The organism is Oceanobacillus kapialis (genome assembly GCF_044790185.1).
Lineage (GTDB): Bacteria > Bacillota > Bacilli > Bacillales > Amphibacillaceae > Oceanobacillus_B > Oceanobacillus_B kapialis.
The window spans coordinates 1,568,218-1,591,120 of the sequence record NZ_CP085256.1; the positions used below are offsets into that span (position 1 = coordinate 1,568,218).

22 protein-coding genes are annotated in these 22,903 nt (G+C 37.7%); 17 read left to right on the forward strand and 5 right to left on the reverse strand.

From position 1 onward, the window contains the following. Window positions 1-3: 3 nt before the first annotated feature. Together ftsW and pyc are read left to right on the forward strand one after the other, a co-directional pair. Window positions 4-1,203 carry a putative lipid II flippase FtsW gene (gene ftsW / locus LG273_RS08290; protein ID WP_379560950.1) on the forward strand — a complete coding sequence of 400 codons (1,200 nt, stop codon included), beginning with the start codon at window positions 4-6 and terminating at the stop codon, window positions 1,201-1,203. Beyond that, window positions 1,191-4,634 carry a pyruvate carboxylase gene (pyc, locus tag LG273_RS08295; RefSeq protein ID WP_404459143.1) on the forward strand — a complete coding sequence of 1,148 codons (3,444 nt, stop codon included), beginning with the start codon at window positions 1,191-1,193 and terminating at the stop codon, window positions 4,632-4,634. The genes ftsW and pyc overlap by 13 nt, the downstream gene beginning before the upstream one ends. A gap of 50 nt (window positions 4,635-4,684) precedes the next feature. On the opposite strand, the gene LG273_RS08300 is transcribed toward pyc, so the two are convergent. Then, complete coding sequence (locus tag LG273_RS08300; protein WP_379560952.1) at window positions 4,685-5,632, reverse strand: heme A synthase; 948 nt, start codon at window positions 5,630-5,632, stop codon at window positions 4,685-4,687. Window positions 5,633-6,118: 486 nt separating this feature from the next. Between LG273_RS08300 and cyoE the strand changes: the two genes are divergently transcribed. The 7 genes from cyoE (at window position 6,119) to LG273_RS08335 (ending at window position 12,657) form a co-directional block, all read left to right on the forward strand. Then, window positions 6,119-7,060, forward strand: coding sequence for a heme o synthase (gene cyoE, locus LG273_RS08305; RefSeq protein WP_379560953.1), 942 nt, complete (start codon window positions 6,119-6,121; stop codon window positions 7,058-7,060). 62 nt (window positions 7,061-7,122) lie between these two features. Continuing rightward, complete coding sequence (gene coxB / locus LG273_RS08310; protein ID WP_379560955.1) at window positions 7,123-8,175, forward strand: cytochrome c oxidase subunit II; 1,053 nt, start codon at window positions 7,123-7,125, stop codon at window positions 8,173-8,175. A 47-nt stretch (window positions 8,176-8,222) separates the two neighbouring features. Continuing rightward, the gene (gene ctaD, locus LG273_RS08315; protein WP_379560956.1) at window positions 8,223-10,076 is read left to right on the forward strand and encodes a cytochrome c oxidase subunit I; all 1,854 of its coding nucleotides are present in this window, start codon (window positions 8,223-8,225) and stop codon (window positions 10,074-10,076) included. Between the two features lies 1 nt (window position 10,077). Further along, a complete protein-coding gene (locus LG273_RS08320; protein WP_379560957.1) occupies window positions 10,078-10,701 on the forward strand; it encodes a cytochrome (ubi)quinol oxidase subunit III in 624 nt (207 codons plus the stop codon). 3 nt (window positions 10,702-10,704) lie between these two features. Then, the gene (gene ctaF / locus LG273_RS08325; protein WP_379560958.1) at window positions 10,705-11,028 is read left to right on the forward strand and encodes a cytochrome c oxidase subunit IVB; all 324 of its coding nucleotides are present in this window, start codon (window positions 10,705-10,707) and stop codon (window positions 11,026-11,028) included. A 209-nt stretch (window positions 11,029-11,237) separates the two neighbouring features. After that, complete coding sequence (gene ctaG / locus LG273_RS08330) at window positions 11,238-12,140, forward strand: cytochrome c oxidase assembly factor CtaG (protein ID WP_404459146.1); 903 nt, start codon at window positions 11,238-11,240, stop codon at window positions 12,138-12,140. Between the two features lie 61 nt (window positions 12,141-12,201). After that, the gene (locus tag LG273_RS08335) at window positions 12,202-12,657 is read left to right on the forward strand and encodes a DUF420 domain-containing protein (protein ID WP_379560960.1); all 456 of its coding nucleotides are present in this window, start codon (window positions 12,202-12,204) and stop codon (window positions 12,655-12,657) included. Window positions 12,658-12,726: 69 nt separating this feature from the next. Here the strand turns inward: LG273_RS08335 and ytvI are convergent, their stop codons facing one another. Both ytvI and LG273_RS08345 read right to left on the reverse strand, forming a co-directional pair. Then, window positions 12,727-13,785 (reverse strand): sporulation integral membrane protein YtvI, encoded by a 1,059-nt coding sequence (ytvI, locus tag LG273_RS08340; protein WP_379560962.1) that lies wholly within the window; start codon window positions 13,783-13,785, stop codon window positions 12,727-12,729. A gap of 193 nt (window positions 13,786-13,978) precedes the next feature. Further along, the gene (locus LG273_RS08345; RefSeq protein ID WP_379560963.1) at window positions 13,979-14,344 is read right to left on the reverse strand and encodes a YugN family protein; all 366 of its coding nucleotides are present in this window, start codon (window positions 14,342-14,344) and stop codon (window positions 13,979-13,981) included. A gap of 210 nt (window positions 14,345-14,554) precedes the next feature. On the opposite strand from LG273_RS08345, the gene LG273_RS08350 reads away from it, so the two are divergent. From LG273_RS08350 to coaD, 7 genes are all read left to right on the forward strand, one after another. Next, window positions 14,555-15,643 (forward strand): CAP domain-containing protein, encoded by a 1,089-nt coding sequence (locus LG273_RS08350; RefSeq protein WP_404459149.1) that lies wholly within the window; start codon window positions 14,555-14,557, stop codon window positions 15,641-15,643. Window positions 15,644-15,750: 107 nt separating this feature from the next. Further along, window positions 15,751-16,170 carry a YlbD family protein gene (locus tag LG273_RS08355; RefSeq protein WP_404459151.1) on the forward strand — a complete coding sequence of 140 codons (420 nt, stop codon included), beginning with the start codon at window positions 15,751-15,753 and terminating at the stop codon, window positions 16,168-16,170. 10 nt (window positions 16,171-16,180) lie between these two features. After that, entirely contained in the window at window positions 16,181-16,414 is a 234-nt protein-coding gene (locus LG273_RS08360; RefSeq protein WP_404459153.1) for a YlbE-like family protein, read from the forward strand. A 53-nt stretch (window positions 16,415-16,467) separates the two neighbouring features. Beyond that, a complete protein-coding gene (locus LG273_RS08365; RefSeq protein ID WP_379560967.1) occupies window positions 16,468-16,905 on the forward strand; it encodes a YlbF family regulator in 438 nt (145 codons plus the stop codon). Window positions 16,906-16,944: 39 nt separating this feature from the next. Beyond that, window positions 16,945-17,220 (forward strand): YlbG family protein, encoded by a 276-nt coding sequence (locus LG273_RS08370; RefSeq protein WP_404459155.1) that lies wholly within the window; start codon window positions 16,945-16,947, stop codon window positions 17,218-17,220. Window positions 17,221-17,769: 549 nt separating this feature from the next. Beyond that, window positions 17,770-18,333, forward strand: a complete 564-nt coding sequence (gene rsmD, locus LG273_RS08375) for a 16S rRNA (guanine(966)-N(2))-methyltransferase RsmD (protein WP_404459157.1) — start codon at window positions 17,770-17,772, stop codon at window positions 18,331-18,333. Between the two features lie 16 nt (window positions 18,334-18,349). Next, window positions 18,350-18,829 carry a pantetheine-phosphate adenylyltransferase gene (coaD, locus tag LG273_RS08380; protein ID WP_379560970.1) on the forward strand — a complete coding sequence of 160 codons (480 nt, stop codon included), beginning with the start codon at window positions 18,350-18,352 and terminating at the stop codon, window positions 18,827-18,829. 81 nt (window positions 18,830-18,910) lie between these two features. Here the strand turns inward: coaD and ylbJ are convergent, their stop codons facing one another. Continuing rightward, on the reverse strand, window positions 18,911-20,128 hold the full coding sequence (ylbJ, locus tag LG273_RS08385; RefSeq protein WP_404459159.1) for a sporulation integral membrane protein YlbJ: 1,218 nt from the start codon (window positions 20,126-20,128) through the stop codon (window positions 18,911-18,913). A 286-nt stretch (window positions 20,129-20,414) separates the two neighbouring features. Between ylbJ and LG273_RS08390 the strand changes: the two genes are divergently transcribed. Then, window positions 20,415-21,437: a SepM family pheromone-processing serine protease gene (locus LG273_RS08390; RefSeq protein ID WP_404459161.1), complete on the forward strand. Its 1,023-nt coding sequence runs from the start codon at window positions 20,415-20,417 to the stop codon at window positions 21,435-21,437. A gap of 95 nt (window positions 21,438-21,532) precedes the next feature. On the opposite strand, the gene LG273_RS08395 is transcribed toward LG273_RS08390, so the two are convergent. Next, complete coding sequence (locus LG273_RS08395; RefSeq protein WP_404459163.1) at window positions 21,533-22,753, reverse strand: nucleotidyltransferase; 1,221 nt, start codon at window positions 22,751-22,753, stop codon at window positions 21,533-21,535. Window positions 22,754-22,903 lie beyond the last annotated feature (150 nt).

Here is a 22,903-nt window from a genome sequence, read left to right on the forward strand (position 1 = left end):
AAGATGTTACATAAACTGAGAGATTACGATTTTATTTTAATTATCACACCAATACTGTTAGCTGCTTTCGGATCGGTTATGATCTACAGTGCTAGTATGGTGAGTGCGGTAGTGGAAGGGCATGATACTACATATTATTTATTCCGTCAGTTACAATGGTTTTGTTTAGGGCTTGTTGGGTTTATTGCCTGTAGCTTGTTTCCTTATAAATATTATCACAAGCTTATGAAGTTTATTATACTGACTATCTTAGTGCTTCTAGTAGCTGTGCTTTTATTTGGAAACACGGCCAATAACGCAAAATCCTGGCTATATATCGGACCAATTAGTTTACAGCCTGCAGAGTTTGCAAAGCTTGGATTAATTATGTATCTTGCTTCGGTATATTCCAAAAAACAAGAGTATATTAATGAATTTAGTAAAGGTGTTCTACCTCCATTAATTTTAACTGCGATAGTTTTAGGACTAATCGTCATGCAGCCGGATATTGGAACAGCTTCCATCATCTTTTTAATTGTAAGCACCATTATTTTCAGTTCGGGAATTCGTTTAAAACATTTACTACTGTTAACCTCTGTTGGGGTAGGACTCGTTTTACTTGCATTGCCATATATGGTAACGGACGAAAGGATTTCTCGATTTACGGGTGCTTACCAACCATTTGAGACGCCGGCTACCGATGGCTATCATTTAATTCAATCTTATTTAGCAATAGGGGTTGGAGGTTTAACGGGAGAAGGTCTTGGTCAAAGTGTTCAAAAACTAGGCTATCTTATGGAGGCACATACTGATTTTATTATGGCGATTGTAGCTGAAGAGCTAGGTTTTATCGGAGTATTAATTGTTATTGGTATGCTTGCTTTAATTGTACTTCGAGGTATATTTATATCTCGTAAATGTCGAGATAGTTTTGGGGCATTGCTTGCATTGGGGATTTCCTCGATGATAGGCATTCAGGCTTTTATAAATTTAGGTTCCATTAGTGGCATATTGCCAATTACAGGTGTAACTCTACCTTTTGTTAGTTATGGTGGTTCATCTCTATTGATCTTAATGATATCAATGGGGATTTTAAATAATGTTGCAAAACAGACAAAACAACACGATATGCAAGATGTTAACCACAAACAAGCGAACGATCACTCTACTGAAAAAAGAAATTCATCTCATTTTACTAGAGGAGGAAGAGTATGGCAGAACTAAACAAAATAAACAAAGTATTAGTTGCAAACAGAGGGGAAATTGCAATACGTATCTTCCGTGCTTGTACGGAGTTAGATATTCGCACAGTGGCTATTTATTCGAAAGAAGATACAAGTGCTTATCACCGGTTCAAGGCAGATGAAGCCTATCTTATTGGAGAAGGAAAGAAGCCAATTGATGCCTATTTAGACATTGAGGGCATCATCAATCTGGCAAAGGATGTAGGGGTAGATGCTATTCATCCTGGCTACGGATTTCTATCCGAAAATATAATGTTTGCACAACGATGTGAAGAAGAGGGACTTCAATTTATTGGACCAACAAGCAACCATTTAGAGATGTTCGGAGATAAAGTGAAGGCACGTAGTCAGGCAATACAAGCAGGATTGCCAGTGATTCCGGGTAGTGATGGCCCGGTTAATTCTTTAAGCGAAGTGAAAGCCTTTGCTGAGGAACACTCCTATCCAATCATCATTAAAGCCTCGCTTGGCGGCGGTGGACGAGGGATGCGAATAGTCGAAAATGAAAAAGCGTTAGAGGAAGCGTATGAAAGAGCGAAGTCTGAAGCGAAAGCAGCCTTTGGAAATGATGCTATTTATGTAGAAAAACTTATTGAGAATCCAAAACATATTGAAGTGCAAGTTATTGGGGATCAGCACGGTAATATCGTGCATCTTTACGAAAGAGATTGTTCCGTGCAACGTAGACACCAAAAAGTTGTAGAGGTAGCGCCTAGTACATCTCTTGCAGAAGAACTGCGGCAGGAAATTTGCGAAGCAGCTGTTAAACTAGCAAGGAATGTTGACTATATAAATGCAGGGACAGTAGAGTTCCTTGTAACAAACGATTCTTTTTATTTTATAGAGGTAAACCCACGAATTCAGGTAGAACATACGATTACTGAATTAATTACTGGCTTTGATATTGTACAAACCCAAATTAAAATTGCGGAGGGCCAAAACCTTCATGAATCCTCAATTGGGATCCCTGAGCAAGCAGCTATTAAGACAAATGGTTATGCCATTCAGTCTCGCGTAACGACAGAAGACCCATTAAATAATTTCATGCCAGATACGGGTAAAATCATGGCTTATAGAAGCAGTGGAGGATTTGGTGTTAGACTTGATGCAGGGAATGGTTTCCAAGGAGCAGTTATCTCACCTTACTATGATTCATTATTAGTGAAAGTGTCTACATGGGCACTGACATTTGACCAAGCTGCACTCAAAATGGTCAGAAATTTAAAAGAATTTAGGATACGCGGAATAAAAACAAATATCCCATTTCTTGAAAATGTTATTCAACATTCTAACTTCCTTTCCGGAGAATATAACACTACTTTTATTGATGAGACGCCAGAATTATTTGTTTTCCCGCGACGTAAAGACCGTGGAACAAAAATGCTTAGCTATATCGCACACACTACTGTAAATGGTGGAGAAGGAATGCCAAGGAAAGAAAAACCAAACTTCCCTACCTCTGTTGTTCCAAAAGGCTATGCTCAGAAAACTGTTAAGCAGGGGACAAAACAAATACTTGATGAGCAAGGGCCTGAAGGGCTAGCAAAGTGGATGAAAGAGCAGAAAGAAGTATTGCTTACGGACACAACATTTCGTGATGCCCACCAATCTTTACTCGCAACAAGGGTGAGGACAAAGGATTTATTGCAAATAGCTGAACCAACTGCAGCTTTGCTTCCCAACTTGTTCTCGGTGGAAATGTGGGGCGGAGCAACGTTTGATGTCGCCTACCGTTTTCTAAAAGAAGACCCGTGGGATAGACTTTTGAAACTTCGTGAGAAAATGCCAAATCTTTTATTTCAAATGTTACTTCGAGCAAGTAATGCAGTAGGTTATAAAAATTATCCGGATAATTTGATTAATGAATTTGTAGCTAAAAGTGCCAATGCTGGCATTGACGTATTCCGTGTATTCGACAGCTTGAACTGGGTAGAAGGAATGAAGCCTGCTATTGAAGCGGTCCGCGATACAGGCAAGATTGCCGAGGCGGCGATGTGTTATACAGGAAATATCCTTGATCAGGGGCGTTCCAAGTATGATATAACTTATTATAAAAACCTTGCCAAAGAGCTTGAAAATTCAGGAGCGCACATTCTGGGGATTAAAGATATGGCAGGACTTTTGAAGCCAGAGGCTGCCTATCAGCTTATTTCAACACTGAAGGATAGTGTTGATCTTCCAATTCACCTCCATACACATGATACTAGTGGTAATGGAACTTTTATGTATGCAAGAGCTGTAGAAGCGGGGGTAGACGCTGTAGATGTAGCAGCCGGTTCCATGGCTGGGTTAACTTCACAGCCTAGTGCACAAGCTTTTTACCATGCGTTGGAAGGCACAAGCCGACAGCCGAACTTAGATGTCGATGCATATGAACAATTATCGCAATATTGGGAAGGTATACGAGACTATTATCAGGATTTCGAAAGTGGAATGAAATCCCCGCATACTGAAAATTATAAGCACGAGATGCCTGGTGGCCAATATAGTAACCTAAAGCAGCAAGCCAAAGCAGTCGGTCTTGAAGATCGCTGGAATGAAGTGAAGACGATGTTTAGACAAGTTAATGATATGTTTGGAGATGTCGTAAAGGTAACACCTTCATCCAAAGTAATTGGCGATATGGCATTATTTATGGTACAGAACAATTTGACGGAAAAGGATATTTATGAGCGAGGAGAATCCATAGACTTTCCAGAATCTGTTATCGAGTTTGCCAAGGGGGATATCGGGCAACCATACCAAGGTTTTCCGGAAAAACTTCAAGAGATTATTTTAAAGGGCAGGGAAGCAATTGAAGTAAGACCTGGAGAACTGTTAGAACCGATTGACTTCACCAGTCTTAAAGAAGAGCTATTTGAAAAGCTGGGTAGACAGGTTACAAGCTTTGATATGATTTCATATGCGTTATATCCAAAAGTGTTTATGGATTATCATCATTTCTACGAAAAATATGGTAATATGTCGGTATTAAATACTCCAACTTTTTTCTATGGCATGAAGCTTGGTGAAGAAATTGAAGTAGAGATTGAACAAGGCAAAACATTAATCGTAAAATTAGTATCAATTTCTGAAGCGCAGGAAGACGGTACAAGGGTCGTATATTTTGAATTAAACGGTCAAGCAAGGGAAATTGTGGTGAAAGATGAGAGTATAAAATCTATGTTGTCTGTAAAAGCAAAGGTAGAGAAAGATAATGAGAAGCAGGTTGGGGCTACGATGCCGGGAACTGTGCTTAAAGCAATGGTTAGTAATGGGGATAAAGTTGAAAAAGGGGATCATCTTCTACTTACAGAGGCAATGAAAATGGAAACGACTGTTCAGGCTCCATTTGATGGCGTCGTTAAAAAAGTTTATGTAGCAAGTGGTGACCCAATTGCTGTTGATGACCTATTAATCGAATTTGAGTAATTAGAAAACCAAAAAGAGCGGCAGAATCTGTTGAGAATTCTGCCGCTCTTTTACATCGTTTTCTTTGTTGACGTTTTTAATTGCTCTTTCTCATATTTCGCACTTCTAGTAGCGTGTAGAACGAAATAAGTAATCATCCCAAAGAAACAGGAAATGATAAGTGCGTGTAATAAAGCAATCCCCAAATTCAACATGGTAAAAATTATCATAGCACCTGTAAACACCTGTAATGAGATAAGTGCAGAGACAACCATCCATCCCCAATACATAACCTTTTTATTTCGATACTGTCGAATCATCCGAAAAGCTAACGTTAATGTCCATAAAAATAATATTCCTGCAGCAAGCCTATGTCCCATCTGAATCCATTGTTCTGTACTATATGCGCTAAAATTCAATGGGGCAGCATTTGTACAAAATGGCCAGTCTCCACATACCAGGTTAGCTTCTGTATGACGAACAAGTGCGCCTGTATAAACCACACACATTGTGTAAATAGTGTGAAGGTAGATCTCAATGCGATGATTCTTTTTTATTCTTAACGACCTGGCATCGAATTTCTTATCAATCTCAAATATAAGAAGGGTAAGTAAGAAAACTGACGCAAAAGAAATAAGGGAAATTCCAAAATGTGCTGCTAGTACAAAATCAGACTGGCCCCACATTACTGCAGCCGCGCCGATCAGGGCTTGTAATACAAGAAAAAACACAGACAAAACAGAAAGAAATTTCACTTCTCTCACATGCCCTAAATGTTTCCATGCCAACACTGCTAACACAACTACAGCAATACCAACAATTCCGGATACCATTCGATGACTTAACTCAACAACTAATTCAAACGTAATATTTGTAGGTATAAATTGGCCCTCACATAATGGCCAGCTCTTCCCACAACCATCACCAGACTCGGTTTTCGTAACAAGGGCTCCCCCGAGTAGGATGAGAAGCATGCCTATTGTTGCTATGAGAGAAAAGCTCTTTAACATTTTGATCATCTTACAACCCCGCTTTATTATGATAAATAGTTTTGCTTATTATGTAACCCTTCACATTTATAAGTTTGGGCGCGACAATTTATAGTAAAATGTACAAACAATCAAACACAATAGCTATCGTATCATGAATAGAGTCTTTTTTCACTTCGGATTTACAAAAAACCTTGCATTGTTGGTCGTTGTTTGCTAGAAATAAACTAGATGATTTTCTTTCACTATGATTTAACATAGTATCATACATAGGTTTGGGTTGATTACTTAATAGAAAAACCCCTAAAGTAATATAGTGGAAGCCCTCTCTTAATAGTCATAAATTTGTCACATAAATTGTTCCTCGTAAACTGTAAAATAATGTTGTAGTCATTAGATTGTTAAACCATTCCATGATACAATGGAAATAATGGCCTGTATCAATTTATGAACTCGATAGAAAAGGTAAATGGCTATGGCAGGCCATCTTGCTGGAATATGAAGGGGGGAGACAAAATGGATAAAATAGAGACAACATCTTCACCAGAAGTTGCCACATTAAACGTAACAGATAAAAAGAGTCACGTAACTTTCGCGGACGTTAAAGCTCTTGTTAAAGTCGGTATTGTAAATTCAAACTTAATAACTGTATTCACTGGCTTCTGGTTAGCCCTTTATTTTACAAACACCCCTTTTATGGCAAAATGGGATGTTTTCCTGTTAACGATCATAGGAAGTACACTTGTTATTGCTGGTGGGTGCATTCTTAATAATTGGTATGACGTGGATATTGATCCTAAGATGACCCGTACTAAAACACGTCCTACCGTAACCGGTAACATATCATTAAATTTAGCATTAACACTAGGGATTATTGCTACAATACTTGGGTTTAGTTTGTTAATGTTTACTACAATAGAAGCAGTGTTGTTTGCTTTTATGGGTTGGTTTACGTATGTAGTCTTATATACAATGTGGTCAAAAAGAAGGTATACATTGAATACTGCAATTGGTAGTTTCTCTGGAGCCGCACCCCCATTAATTGGATGGGCAGCAGTAGATCCGACATTTAGTGTCATACCGTTTGGCTTTTTCATTATTATGTTTATTTGGCAAACACCACACTTTCTTGCATTAGCTATGAAAAAATGTAAAGAATATAAAAGTGCCGGGATTCCTATGCTTCCGGTTGTAAGGGGTTTTGAGTTTACTAAACGGCAAATCGTAATCTATATTGCGTGTCTACTACCATTACCATTCTTCATGGCACCACTTGGTACCATTTTTATGGTAGTTGCCACTATTTTAAATATTGGGTGGCTTGTCATTGCAATTAGAGGTTTCTTTATGAAAAATGATTTAAAATGGGCAAATGTTATTTTTATTTATTCTCTAAATTACTTGACTGTACTTTGCCTTGTAATGGTACTAGTAACCATTAATTCACCGTTTAGCTAGTTATTGTCCTTAATTATAAATATATATAAGGAAACAACATGAGGAAAGAGAGGTATAAATAAATGATAGGTTGGATGGGAAAAAGAAAACCTTTATTTCTTTTTGGCTTACTGGCGTTACTTCTCGCCGGTTGCGGAAAAGAAAATCTTACGGCTTTTGAACCAAAAGGATATGGCGCTGAGTCCTCCATGAATCTAATTATTCTTTCAATAATTATCATGGCGTTTGTATTTGCTATTGTTTTACTCGTATATGTCATTACACTGGTTCGCTTCCGTAAAAAGAAGGGGCAAGAGAATTTCATTCCAAAACAAGTGGAAGGTAATAAAACACTTGAAACCGTATGGACTGTAATTCCAATTATTCTAGTGCTTATCCTTGCAGTACCAACTGTGGCTGCAACATTTGATCTTGCTGACCAATCTCAGGCGCAGGATGGAATTAATGTAGAAGTAACTGGGAATCAATACTGGTGGCATTTCAATTATGAAGGCCAAGAGATTCAAACAAGCCAGGATTTATACATCCCAACAGGTGAGAAAGTTTTTCTTAACATGAAGTCTTCTGATGTAATTCATTCACTATGGGTACCGAGTATATCCGGGAAGATGGATGTTAACCCTGAGAATGTAAATACCATGTATATTGAAGCTTATGAAGAAGGCGTTTACTGGGGGAAATGTGCTGAGTTATGTGGTCCTTCTCACTCTCTAATGGACTTTAAGGTAGTTGCGGTAAGCCCAGAGGAGTATGAACAGTGGGTTTCTGACATGCAGAATGTCGATCCTCAAGCTGAGCCAGAAGATGCAGTAGCTCAAGATGGAAAAGCATTGTTTGAAGAGAAAAGTTGTGTAGCTTGTCACGCAATTGGTTCTTCCCCGAATGCTACTGGGCCAAACCTTACAAACTTCGGTGACCGTTCCAAAATTGCAGGCTTTCTTGAGCCAACAGAAGAGAATCTAGTTGATTGGATAAGAGACCCTGAATCAATAAAGCCAGGCAATAAGATGACTGGTAACTACCCTGAAGTATCAGAAGAAGAAGCAGAACAAATTGCTGCATATTTATTGCAATTGCAGCCGTCTGAAATTTCTCCTGAAAGTGCAGGGAATTAGAAACAAAACAAAAAAGGGATGGAAGATGTAAAAGGGAGGTTTCAAATTTGAGTATTGCAGCTGCTCAGAATAAAGGATTTCTAGCTGCCGTGTGGGATTACTTAACAACAGTGGACCATAAGAAAATAGCAAAGTTGTATTTATTTGCTGGTGGTTTCTTTTTCCTGCTAGGTGGACTAGAAGCTTTGTTTATACGTATACAATTAATAAGTCCGGAAAATGATTTTCTAACTGCGGGGCTATATAATGAAATGATTACAATGCATGGAACAACAATGATTTTCCTTGCTGCCATGCCATTATTACTTGGCTTAATGAATGCTATTATGCCTTTACAAATTGGGGCACGTGATGTTGCGTTTCCATTTTTAAATTCTTTAGGTTTTTGGTTATTCTTGTTTGGTGGCGTTTTATTAAACTGTAGTTGGTTTTTAGGCGGTGCGCCAGATGCAGGTTGGACCTCTTATGCACCATTATCAATTCAATCACCTGGACATGGAGTTGATTTTTACATAATTGGTCTCCAGATATCCGGAGCAGGGACGTTAATAGGGGGTATAAACTTTCTTGTTACAATTGTAACGATGAGAGCACCAGGGATGACGTATATGCGTATGCCTTTGTTCACATGGACTACCTTTGTAACAAGTGTGTTAATCCTATTTGCATTTCCAGCATTAACGGTAGGTTTATTCCTCTTAATGTTTGACCGCATGTTCGGCGCCGCATTTTTTGATGTGACATTAGGAGGGAACGCTGTCATTTGGCAGCATCTATTCTGGATTTTTGGACATCCTGAAGTATATATCCTAATATTACCGGCTTTTGGTATTTTCAGTGATATTATTTCAACTTTTTCCAAAAAGCGATTGTTCGGTTATACAGCAATGGTATTTGCGACCATCCTGATCGCGTTCTTAGGCTTTATGGTATGGGCTCACCACATGTTTACAGTAGGCCTTGGCCCAGTTGCAAATGCTATCTTTGCCATCGCAACAATGGCGATTGCAGTGCCGACTGGTATTAAGATTTTTAACTGGCTTGCTACCATGTGGGGAGGTAGTATTACAATTAATTCAGCGATGCTTTGGACACTTGCGTTCATCCCGTCTTTCACCATTGGTGGAATGACTGGTGTAATGCTCGCCTCTGCAGTAGCGGATTATCAATACCATGATACCTATTTCGTAGTGGCACACTTTCACTATGTAATTGTTGGTGGGGTTGTTTTTGGAATTCTTGCTGGATTACATTATTGGTGGCCGAAGATGTTTGGCCGAATCTTAAACGAAACTTTGGGTAAACTGTCTTTCTGGCTATTCTTTATTGGGTTTCATTTAACCTTCTTTATTCAGCATTTCCTAGGTCTAATGGGTATGCCGCGTCGTTATTGGGTGTTCTTAGAAGATCAAGGGTTGGATACAGGGAACCTGGTAAGTACTATTGGAGCATTTCTAATGGGTGTAGGTGGATTGATCTTTGTTATCAATATTATCTATACGAGCATTAAAGGAGAAAAGGCGTCTGCAGATCCTTGGGATGGCCGTTCATTAGAATGGGCAATACCTTCACCACCACCGTTTTATAACTTTAAACAAACTCCGCTTGTTCGGGGACTTGATCCATTATGGATTGAAAAAACGGAAGGTAAAGGAAAGATCACACCAGCGGAACCGCTCGGTGATATCCATATGCCTGACGCTTCTATTTTACCGTTTATTATGTCATTTGGTTTCTTTATAGCAGGATTTGGTTTCATCTACCAAGTGGATCATAACGGATGGTTAGCAGCTGTATTTATTGGAATGGCGATTGCGCTAATCTGTATGCTTATTAGATCTCTGAAAGATTATCATGGTTTCCATATACACAAAGAAGATCTTGAAAGGGAGGCTGACTGATATGAGTCATGATCATTCCTTAAACCCAGAAACAATGCCTCAAGAACCTGAAAAGGCTACACTTGAAGGTAAAAATAAATTTTTAGGCTTATGGTTTTTCCTAGGTGGAGAAACAGTCTTGTTTGCAAGTTTATTTGGTACCTATTTAGCTTTAAGAAACTCAACTGCTAATGGTCCTGCATCTACAGATTTGTTTGGATTAGAACTTGTTTTCGTTATGACTATGCTGTTATTAACCAGTTCTTTGACAAGCGTTTATGCAATGTATCAAATGAAAAACAACAATTTTAAAAAAATGCAGCTTTGGCTAGGAATTACAGCATTTTTAGGTATGGCCTTCCTAGGATGTGAAATATATGAGTTTTACCATTATATTCACGAATATGAGTTTACTTTCCGTTCTTCTGCCTTTGGTTCTGCATTTTATACATTAGTTGGTTTCCACGGCGGTCACGTTGTTTTTGGGCTTAGCTGGTTAATTGTATTAATGTTACGGAATGCTAAAAGAGGCTTGAATCTATACAATGCACCTAAATACTATACATTTAGCTTATACTGGCACTTTATTGATGTTGTATGGGTATTTATCTTTACTGTTGTATACTTAATGGGAAAGGTGGGTTAACCAATGGCTGAAAACACCAATACCAATAAGATAAACTCATTTCGCAAACAAAAAAGTAAAGATGAGATGAAAAAACAGCTAATTTCCTTTGCGTTAATGATTGGTTTTACACTTATCGCATTTGGAGTTGTGGCCACCAATGCTATCGATAAAATGTTTATAGTTCCATTGTTGCTACTTCTAGCAGTCGTGCAGGTTGCATTCCAGTTTTATTACTTTATGCATATGAAGGATAAAGGGCATGAACTACCTGCCATGATGATATATGGTGGAATCTTTGCTGCTGTATTGACCATTGCAGCATTAAGCGTTATCGTCTGGTGGTAAGAAAATTAAACAAATATGAAGTTTAAAAGGCTGGGACCCCTCCCAGCCTTTTGCATGTTTAATTATTAACTAATGGGAAATTACATTATAATCTTCTGATAGGCTAGAAAAACAACTTTCGTTTTAAAATCGTCACATAATAAGTGTGTATCTTAGAGGAGAATACGTTATAATGGTAGGGATAAACTTAACTTTTGGAGTGGGTAATTATGTGGCTAGAACTTCAGATATTTGGCTTTCGAGCATTATGGAGCCCTTACTTTTTCCTTTTTGTACTTGGGCTTGCTATCGCTTATTTTCTAATTACTGGGCCATATAGAAAAAAATTTGGTGGGGATGATAAACCTACTACAAAGCAGCAGGTATTTGTTTACACTGCCTTCGCGCTATTATATATTGTAAAAGGTTCTCCGATTGATCTATTAACCCATATCATGCTTACTGCGCATATGGCACAAATGGCAGTATACTATTTAGTATTTCCGATACTCTTGATTAAAGGGATTCCTGCCTGGATTTGGAGAAAGGTTGTATATTTTCCAGTAGTTCGTCCAGTATTAAAATTATTGACAAAACCACTTATTTCATTATTATTGTTTAACACATTGTTTTCTGTTTATCACATGCCTACCGTATTTGATTTTGCGAAAACATCACAGGTGGCGCATACAACGATATCCCTAATTATATTGGTAGCTGCATTTATTGTATGGTGGCCAATTTTGTCTCCGTTAAAGGAAATGAACCAACTTCGTCCTGTATTAAAGATAGGTTACGTTTTTGCTAATAGTGTGCTGATCACCCCGGCTTGTGTATTGATTATTTTTGCAGACCATACATTGTTTGATACATATACACAAGGTGGAGCATGGTTGCAAGCAATGCAACTGTGTGTTCCTGGAGATGTTATTCAAGGACTAAGTGGCCAGTTATCAGGTCCGCAAATGTTTTCCAATATGAGCCCACTTGAAGATCAGCAGTTAGGTGGTATTATCATGAAAATAATGCAGGAAATAACGTATGGAGTTATTTTGGCGCGTGTCTTTTATGGCTGGTTTAATGCGGAAAGTTTAAAGGTTGATCCTGTCCCAGCAGAAACACAAAATTACTAACACTATTTGAAACAGATTTTTTTAAAACGGCTTACGACCAAAAAGAAAGGAATTATCATTTATGCCTTTATTACCTACAATAAGTACATTTTTTATTGTACTAAGTGCTATTTTAGTGGCATTTGGCTGGATATTTATTGCAAAGGGCAAGGCAGCAACGCATAAGAAGACTATGATTGCTGCTGCTATCAGTGCGCTAATATTTTTTATTATCTATGTATCCCGAACTGTTTTTGTTGGAAATTCAAGCTTTGGGGGACCAGAGGAGCTTAAAATTTATTATACCGTGTTTCTTATTTTTCATATTATCCTAGCAACAACGGGTGCTGTGTTTGGACTTGTTACATTAACACTGGCGTTTAAGCGGAAAATAAGAAAGCATAGAAAAATAGGACCTGTTACAAGTATTATCTGGTTTTTCACAGCCATAACTGGTGTAATGGTCTACTTATTGCTATATGTACTTTATGAAGGTGGCGGTACCACTAGTATGATTAAGGCAATATTAGGTTCTTAAAAAGAAGATATGTCTGGTTCTAATAAAAAACACATTCGTTCGAACAGGAACGAATGTGTTTTTTATTTTCTATATTTTGATATTCCATTTAATAATCCCTGCTTCTTTAGCTGAATTAAAGGCTATAACAAGAATAGGACCAAGTATAAACCCTAGTATTCCTAATAGCTTTAACCCTATAAACATAGCAATTAAAGTTGCAAGGGGGGACAAACCGATGTGTTGGCCCATTACCTTTGGCTCAACAATTCTACGGATTGCTAATAATATTAAAGCCAATATTGATAATTGCACTCCAGTAGATACGTCGCCTGCAAGCAGCAAAAATAGTGCCCAAGGGCCTAGTACAATAATTGATCCGATTATCGGAATTAAATCGACAATCCAAATTATTAATGACATAACAATTGCAACTTCAGGAACGATAAGAAATAGGCCGATTAGTGAACCTGCAAGGATCAACAAGCTTACAAGGAACTGAGCTTTAAAAAATCCAAGTATAACATTTGCAAGTCGCCGATTCATAAAAGAAACCTTTTCTGCTGTCTCTTTTGTCATCATATTGTATGTCTTCGCTTTTAGGATTGGTAGCTCAAGCATAAAGAGAAACAACGCAATCAAATACACAAGAATACTAATTAAATATTGTGGTACCTCTGCTACAATCTGGGCAATCCTATCAAGTGTTATTTTCTCTTTCATTGTATTACTTAGATTAACAAGGTTTTGTTCAATACTCGAGGAAACCTGTGTAACAAATTCAGGTGGTAGGTCATCTGTGTATTGCTCTAAATCTGCTTCCCATTCATTATAAATTCGATTAACCTGGTTAAAATGTGATGGAACATCCTCCGCGAAATTAACAACTTGGGTAACTATTTTGGTTACAATAAATGTTCCGGCCACACCTGATATAAGAAGAAAGAGGAGGAAGATAATTGTAACAGAGGCTTTCCTGCTAAGTCTTAATCTTTTTTGGAATAAGCGGACCAATGGGTTTAATATGAGTGCTGTAATAAAAGCAACTACTAATGGAATAGAAATTGGCAGGATAAAAATGATACCGACCACCAAGATAACTCCAAGCAAAATTAATGTCCAATGACGCTTTTTTATATTTCGCAGCAACGGATATAATAGCTCCTTTCAATACAGCTTTTTATGTATGGTTTATTAAAAATATAGCATTAATTCGTTATTTTGAACAGTTTAATTAACGTAAATAACAGTGAAAGACTTGTACATAATTAATTCCTTAATCTTTTTAATATTACAATCGGTAAAAAACCAACTACGATTTTCTCAGTAGTTGGTTTTTCTATTAGTTTTTATAATGTTCCATTTCTTCCTTTACTTTCATGACGATATTTTGTGCTCGTTCCACCAAGTTCTCAGGGAAGTTCTCATTTTCTCCATATTCCACTCCGTGTGGATAATAATGCTTGCCGAGCAATGGAGTCATCATCTTGATTACGGCATTTCCACGATCTACATCACCTTCAGTAGCGTACCCTTGAAGGCGAATATAGTATGTAACGTTTTTTTCCTGGGAATCAATTCTGTAATCATAGGTGACACGGTCATAGTCCCATTGGCCTGCTCGAACAAAAGCGTGTTTTGCTGTTAAGTGATCCAGTGGTTTTAAATCAATTAGCATGTCTTCAAAGCCAGTATTTTCGATTCTCAATATCGTTCACCTCACATATTTGTCCTCATTAAACAATAATAGTATGAATCGTTCGAACTTGCAAGAAATGTTAGTCATGATGATGTCGTTTTCAAAAGGAAACATTTCTATTGGATAATTTCTCGTAAATTATGTTAAATAATAGAGAAAGAAGAATGGTTTCTAGCTTTTTGTCATATAAATGGTTCTATATAGAAGAGGGGGGATTTCATGCGGTTTATTCGTATACTTCTAGTACTTTTACTAGTCGCAATAGTTGGATTCTATTTTATAGAACGAGCTGATAGTACTGCTGATACAAGTACAAAGAATATAAGTAATACAGTTATCAAGGAAAGAGATAGTTTGCTAAAGTCGAAGGTTGTACCTAAGCGCCCAGTTATAACGGATGGTGGAGAGATCTTCCAATGGATAGGAAAGAATCCTGAAGTTTTGATAGAACAGTTAGGCGAACCTGTAAGAAAGGATAAGAGTGCTTATAATTATACATGGTGGGTTTACTCGAATCAGAAAGATCAATACTTGCAGTTTGGTGTAGCGGAAGATGAAATTATTACGGTGTATGGTATAGGAGAAGCGTTAGATATTAAACCAATTAAAATAGGGCAATCCCGTCAAGAAGTGAAGCAAGCTATATCCAAGCTTCAAAATGACTTTAATTATTCCGAGGAGGTTTCCTACACGGAAGGGACCTCTTCTTACTCCTTTCAATTGAAGGATGAAGATGTAACGAAGCGGCCTCTTATAAAGCTAGCAGATGATGTTTTTCTTCAAGCCTACTTTGATACATTTACAGATCGATTATCATCAGTCCGATTGCTTACTGGTGATGTTTTATTACAGCATCGTCCATATGCTATTGAATACCGTGGTGATTTGCCAACAGAATCTTCTTTTTCTAGGGAAGAATGGGAAGAGATCGAAACTGGCATGGAAAAGCAAATTTATGATATTACAAATATAATTCGGACAATTCATAATAAGCCAAAACTAAAAGTAGAAGAGAATGTTTCTACTGTTGCATTCACTCATAGCAAAGATATGGCAGAGAACAATTATTTTTCTCATTACAGTCAGGACGGGTCTGGACTTAAAGAACGATTAGCTGTTGAATCGGTTTATTATACCGCAGCTGGTGAAAATATAGCAGCGCAATATCCTGACGCTCCCTCGGCGATGGAAGGTTGGTTAAATAGTGAAGGGCATAGAGAAGCACTATTAAACGATGATTATACTCATATAGGAATAGGGGTCTATCAATTTTACTATACACAGAACTTTTTGGAACGCCTTGAATAAAACACCCTTTAGGGGGTGTTTTTTCTAAGTTCGTATTTCCCTTTCACAGTATCACTTCGCCAGCATAAATTATAGTACAAATGACTATACAGCTGGAGGTGAATAAAGTGAGCGATAAGTTGCATCCCTCTGTGGTTGAATTTAAGGCGTTTATTAATAAGCACCCAGCATTAATTAGAAATATTAGAAAGAATGGGAGATCCTGGCAGGAATATTATGAGCAATGGGCTTTACTTGGGGAAGAAGATTCAATATGGCTGGAATATAAAGAAAAGGAAGAAGGTTCCGATACAAAAGAGGAGCGATCAGAAAAGCAGGATGGGAATGGGACATCTGAAAGGAATAAAGAATTATTTGCTAATTTAATAAAAATGACAGAGAATATGGATTTAAATAAAGTACAAAAACAGATTAATTCTTTTAATAATACCATTTCAATTATCCAAGAATTAATAGGTCAATTCCAACAGACAGACACGACATCTAAACCAACAGAAAAAAATGGATTTGGTTGGTTTAAGGATTAAGGAGGAACAAATGGAGAAATCATGTCTCTTATATTTTGAAGAAAACCCCCAAATTGCACAATTTGTGAGATATAATCCCATTTGGTATAGGTATCTTTCCAGAGAACCTTCTCGAATAAATGAACTGCCAAAGGAAGCAAAAGTATTCTATGGAAAAACCATTCCACAGAGGGTGGAGAAATTTAGCAATCAGATGCAAATGGTAGGAATGATGTTACAATTTGCAGGGGCTATGAAGGATTAATTTATTTTCAGATAGCCAATATAGTGGTAGAATAGAGGTGGAGGTGCATAGGCATGATTGCTACTTTAGAATATGTCGATATTCTAGACCGATCAGAGTTGTTAGGTAAAATGGTATTAGATTCCGATGTTATGGAAGCCTACAATAATTCTCTGCAGAATTTAAATGAAGATAAGGACGCACAAAGGCTAATTAGAGCTTTTAAAGATATAAAAGTACATTATGAAGATGTTCAGAGGTTTGGGAGGTATCATCCGGATTATAATGATATCATGAAACAGGTACGTGCTGTAAAACGAGAGATGGACATGAATGAAAAGGTTGCAACATTTAAAATAGCAGAGCGTAATCTTCAGAAATTGTTAGATGAAATTAGCGGACATGTTGCACAAAGTGTGAGTGAGCAAATAAAAGCTCCAAAAGACGGCGCTGCTTTAACAGACAGCGGCTGCGGTTGCGGAAGTGGTGGCGGTTGCGGTTGTGCATCCTAATCGTTCTATAGAAAAATACAATGATGGTGAGGAATTGTTATGCGTACGATGCGTCAGGGGTTAATCGTCTGGTTTCAGCACATGAAAAATTTAAAGCATATTAAGCGGCATGGGCATTTTCTGTATGCATCCAAGCGCTTAAAATATGCTGTGCTGTATGTTAACCAAGAAGAATTGGAAAAAATAGAGCATAAACTAATGAAGTTAACCTATGTTTCGAGGGTAGAAAGGTCTTATAAACCTTTTGTCGAAACAAATTTTGAGAATGCGAAACCAGACAAAGCAAAACAGTATGATTATAAAATGGGAATCTAATGACATTGGCTATAACAGACTTGCTGAATAACATCTATTACAAGGTTATTCAGCTTTTTTGTTATCAAGCCAACCTTTTGTCCCGTGAAAGAGAATAAAAGCGTAAGAGCCTTATAAGGAAAAAGAGAATCCCGTCATATGGCAACGTTGAATTTATTCGCACACGTTTCATTGTAAGCTTGGCAAAAAGTGGGTCCGTAAAAAGGTGGATATATCTATTTTTTAGTTGTTTAGTGGCCCTTAGCAATAACCATTAATAATTTCCTACAAAAAAAACCTGCAGACAATTGTCTGCAGGTCCCTTTGTTGTTTCCATTTAGAAAACAAAAAGGCAAAGGGAGAGGAGAAACCGGAGGAGAACTTATGGGGAAGTGTAAGTCTTCTCCGTTTTTGAAACAACCAAACTAACCATTAGCTGTCTCAATATGCTATTATGGACAAGTACCGAAAATATATACATGAACATACAGGTTTTTATTTTTCACATATGTTCTGTTTTCCTACTTCATACTATATGGTAGGATTGATTTTTAGAACTGCTGGACTGAGGTGAAAAAATTGCGCGTAATAGCAGGTATACATAAAGGAAGACAATTAAAAGCTGTTCCAGGGAAATCTACCAGACCGACAACAGATAAGGTAAAAGAAGCCATCTTTCAAAGGATGGGCCCTTTTTTTGACGGTGGTACTTTCCTTGATTTATTTTCCGGAAGTGGTTCGCTGGGCATAGAGGCATTAAGCAGGGGAATGGAGTTTGGAATATTTGTTGACAAACATCCGAAGGCAGTACAGATAATTAATGAAAATTTACGTCTGTTGAAATTAGAGAATAATGCTGAGGTATATAGAGCAGAAGCAACACGTGCTCTCCAGGCAACTGCGAAAAGAAACTTGAAATTTGATCTATTATTGCTTGACCCTCCCTATGGTAAAGTGGATTATGGGAAAATATTAAAAGAATGTGTAGAGCTAGATATTTTAAATCAGTCTGCTATTATTTATTGTGAGCATGAACCAGCAGAAGATATTGCCTATGACCAAAGCCTTTTTACGCTTTTAAAGGAAGAAAATTATGGTGGGGCAATAAGTATTACAATTTTGCAAAAGAACTAGAAGGGAGTAACTGACGTTGACCAGATTGGCCGTTTGTCCAGGGAGCTTTGATCCCTTAACGTATGGACACCTAGATATTATACAAAGAGCTGCAAAGGTGTTTGATCACATTATTGTAGCAGTATTTAATAATCAATCAAAAGCTCCATTGTTTAGCGTAGAGGAAAGAATAAAGTTAATAGAAAAGTCTACCGCTCACATTCCAAATGTGACTGTAGATCATTCTCATGGGCTGCTTATGGATTATGCAAGGGAAAAAAATGCGCAGGCAGTAGTACGAGGACTTCGAGCGGTTAGTGATTTTGAATATGAAATGCAAATAACTTCCATGAATCGAAAGCTCGTGGAGGACATTGAAACCTTTTTTATTATGACAAATAATCAATATTCCTTTCTAAGCTCAAGTATTGTAAAGGAAGTTGCAAAGTATAAAGCGAACGTATCAGACCTTGTACCAAAGCCGGTCGAGGAAGCGCTTAATAAAAAATTTCATTAATAACGTGTGAAAAGATTGTAGACTTATGGTAAAAGATGATATCTCGAGAGATATCATCTTTTTCTATATAAGTGTCCCTTTCTATGTCGACCTTTTTCTCAATTTTCGGTATAAAAGGAAGACGGTTAATCCGAGGAAAAAGATTGTAATAGGCGGCCCTAGGCGTTCCATAGCAGTTATAGATGAAATCCAGACATCTGAGGCAATTTGGTTAAAAACGGGTATATCGTTAAGTTCCAAGGTTTGTTTGTTTAAATATAGCGGGATGTAAAGGATAACTGTTAAGATACTTGCTAGGGTCCCATGTAAAAAACGTGCTAAAAAATATGGCTTGAACCTTATGTCGGTAGCTGATAGAATGCTTGCAACCTGTGCTTGTACGGAGAGACCATTGAACCCCATGATAAAGCTTACTAGGACAGCTTGAGGGAGTACGCTATCTGTCACTTTTTGGGAAATCATTTGAGCTCCAATAGTGATTTCAAATAGTCCTGAAAACAACGGTAAAGCCATGTCAACTGGTATAGAAACAGCTGATAAAACGAATTGAAAAAAGATAGCGATTACTGGAGAAACGCCAATTAGAAAGAATAATTTAGTTAGCACCGAAAAAAGGATAATAAATCCACCCACTAATACGAGTGTCTTAATAGAGTTTATAACGGCATCCCCTAAAATTTGCCCTAAGGCTCGTTCATCATTCATTCGCATTTCATGCATCTCTTGGAAAGCTCTTTTGATGGAAAATGCCTTCTCTTTCTTACGTGTAAAGGATTTATTTTCTTCTGCTCTTCCGTAAAATCGCATACAAAGCCCTACAAGCGAATTGCTACCATAATGACAAACTGCAAGCAATACACCGAGTTTGGCATCATGAAAAAATCCAATGGAGACCGCGCCAATAATAAAGAGTGGGCTGGAAGCATTTGTGAACGAAACCAGACGTTCTGCTTCTATTCTTGTAATTTGTTTTTCCTCACGTAACCGAACCGCAATCTTAGCCCCTGTTGGATAACCACTTGCCATTCCCATTACCCACCCAAAGCTACCTACACCTGGTACATTGAATAATGGTCGCATAATAGGCTCGAACAGAACCCCGATAAATCGGACGACTCCAAAACCAATCAGTAGTTCCGATGTAATAAAAAAGGGAAGCAAAGAAGGGAAGACGACCTCCCACCAGATGTTTAGCCCTCGTATACTAGCTTCAAAGGAATCGTCAGGGAACGCTATAAGCGAGAATGCAACAAAAGCTGTTAAGCTGGCTAAAAGGATGGTTTTTAGTTGTTGTTTCAATAGAGAGAGCCTCCTATATGTGATAAACCTTGCTCTGTACTTCTTATTCTGATAGTAGTAGAATAATGCTAGCCTGTTTTTTTTATTAATAGCTAGGTATCTAGGTTTGAACGTACCACTTGTTTAAAAGCGTCATTATTCCGTACAAGCCTATATCAATATACGCACATACATAGGCGTTTTATGCCATACACTTTTTGTATATTGTTTTAAAAAAGGATGGGGTTTTGACTTTTTATCTTGGATGATTTTTTATGGTAAGTGTGGAATCGGAAGGGGATTTATGATGAAATTTACGAAAAAGCAATTTGTTTCTTTAATTATCGTATTAGGTCTAGCGTATTTTTTAGCTGCCTTTCAATTACCTTATTATATTTATAAGCCTGGTGGAGCAGATGCCTTAAATCCAATTGTTTCAGTTGAAGATGGCTATCAAAGTCAAGGAGATATGCATCTTGTGACAGTCAGTGGGGGACAAGCTACCCCAATTCAGTATGTCTGGGCTAAGCTACTTCCGCACCATCAAATTCTCCCAATTGAAGAAGTTAGACCCGAGGGAATTACCGATGATGAGTATATGCATGCACAGTTGCAAATGATGGAAAATTCCCAGGAAGCTTCCACAGTAGTCGCATATGAGGCTGCACAGGAAGATATAACAATAGATTTTAACGGTGTATATGTTGTCTCTGTAGTAGATGGAATGCCTGCAGACGGTAAGTTAAAAATGGGAGACAGGATTATAGGAATTGATGACACAGAGGTTAAGGAAGCAGAAGACCTAATTAATTACGTGGAAAGTAAAAAAGCAAATGACACTATTGAAGTTGAATTCATTCGAGAAGACGAGAGAACAGTAGAGGAAATTCAACTCCAAGCATTTGAGGATGCTGAAAACAAAATTGGTATAGGGATTCAACTCGTAACAGACCGAAGTGTTTCTGTAGAACCTAAAATTGAATTTTCCAGTGGTAGTATTGGTGGTCCCAGTGCCGGCCTTATGTTTTCATTGGAAATATACGATCAGCTCACAGAGCAAGATATAACAAAAGGACATGAAATAGCCGGAACAGGTGAGATCGATTACGACGGAAATGTTTATCGAATTGGTGGTATTGATAAAAAAGTAATTGCTGCAGATGAGGAAGGAGTAGATATTTTCTTTGCCCCTAATGAAGAGGGAAGAGAAGGATCTAATTACCAAGTAGCAGCAAGTACAGCCGAAGAGATTGATACAGACATGAAAATAGTTCCGGTTGATACATTTCAAGATGCCCTAGATTATCTTGAAACCATTGAGCAAAAATAATATCAAAGCGTCACATGTATAGAAAAGCCAAAAGTCATTGACAGCATCTGCTAGCTGAATGACTTTCGGCTTTTTTTAATAGAAAACTAATAGGTTTATTTTCCAATTAGGATTGGTGGTTTTAATTCCTGTTTTCTCATTTTCTGCCTAGTGGTTAGGGGAAGTACACTGTAATATGCGTTGCTTGCTCTTTCTTCTAATTGCAAAAGTGGATCCGGTTGACGTGATAGCTTGGAGATTAGAGGGACTTCAAGCTGCTTTTTAACCTTATTTAAATAAGCTTGGCCGTTGGATGTTAAACCAAGCAAACGAATGTAAGGCACTGACTTTGTCATGCGTAATGGCTCAATATCCGTTTTTTTAATATTTGCCAGAAGAAAAACAAATATCCGTTGTAATCTCGTCCATGTATATCGTTTTGTTTTGATTGCTTCTATCCACGCCATAAATGAAGTGGCATTTGGCGCTGTTTTTTTTATTCGGTATTCAAGCCCTTCCTCTACGCCGTGTATGCTGGCAAGTTCACTCAAAGACATAGTCATCACCCTATATTGCAGTAAGTTAAAGTAATTTTCCCATGTATGCCAAAGACCTGCTTCATTTCTATATTCAGTTAATTGCTCGCCGGTGATAGCCGGGATGGCTTTCGACACTTGGGGGGTGAGTGATTCTTCCTGGTGTATTGCTTTTCGAATACTAGTGGCACTTGCGATGGAACCTGTAATCGCCTGGTCATGATATCCACTGCTTGTCCGCTCAATGGTTAAAGGTTTTATGTTTAGATGGTTGGAAAGAATCGTGCTTACATAACTATAACCAAGAATATTATTTGGTTTTGTCAGGTCAATGTGGTGGTCGGAAAGACCAATTTGTTCATAGGCGATTCGACTGGCCTCCGGAAACGAATAGCCCTTGTTCAAACTTTGTTTAAGAACATTATGGAACGACTCTTCCTCATGTTGTAGATGATAATAGCTTTTGATGAAGTCAGATTCGTTGCCGGCTTCACTTCCGAAGCAAATGCTTGAAACACCGATTTCATTTAAGGTATGGACAGCTCCTTTTGAAAACAATTCACTGCTCTGAACAGCATAACCAAAGGGTAATTCTAACATAATATCAATCCCGGACAATAATGCTGCTTTTGTCCGTGCGAATTTGTCCATTATAGCGGGCTCGCCTCGTTGCAAGAAATTACCACTCATTACGGCGATCATACAATCTGCATTAGAAGCTTTCTGTGCCTCTTGAATGTGGTAGACATGTCCATTATGGAAGGGATTATATTCTACAATTAAGCCACATGCTTGCATCATAACCACCTCTATATGTAAGATGGTAATAATTGTAGCAAAAAAACCAGATTACTGCACGATTATCTCTTTTTGAGAAGGGAATAATGTTAAGAAACTATGCTATATTCTTATAGAAGTTAGGTAGGTTAACTTTTTCCCGAAAGAAGGTTC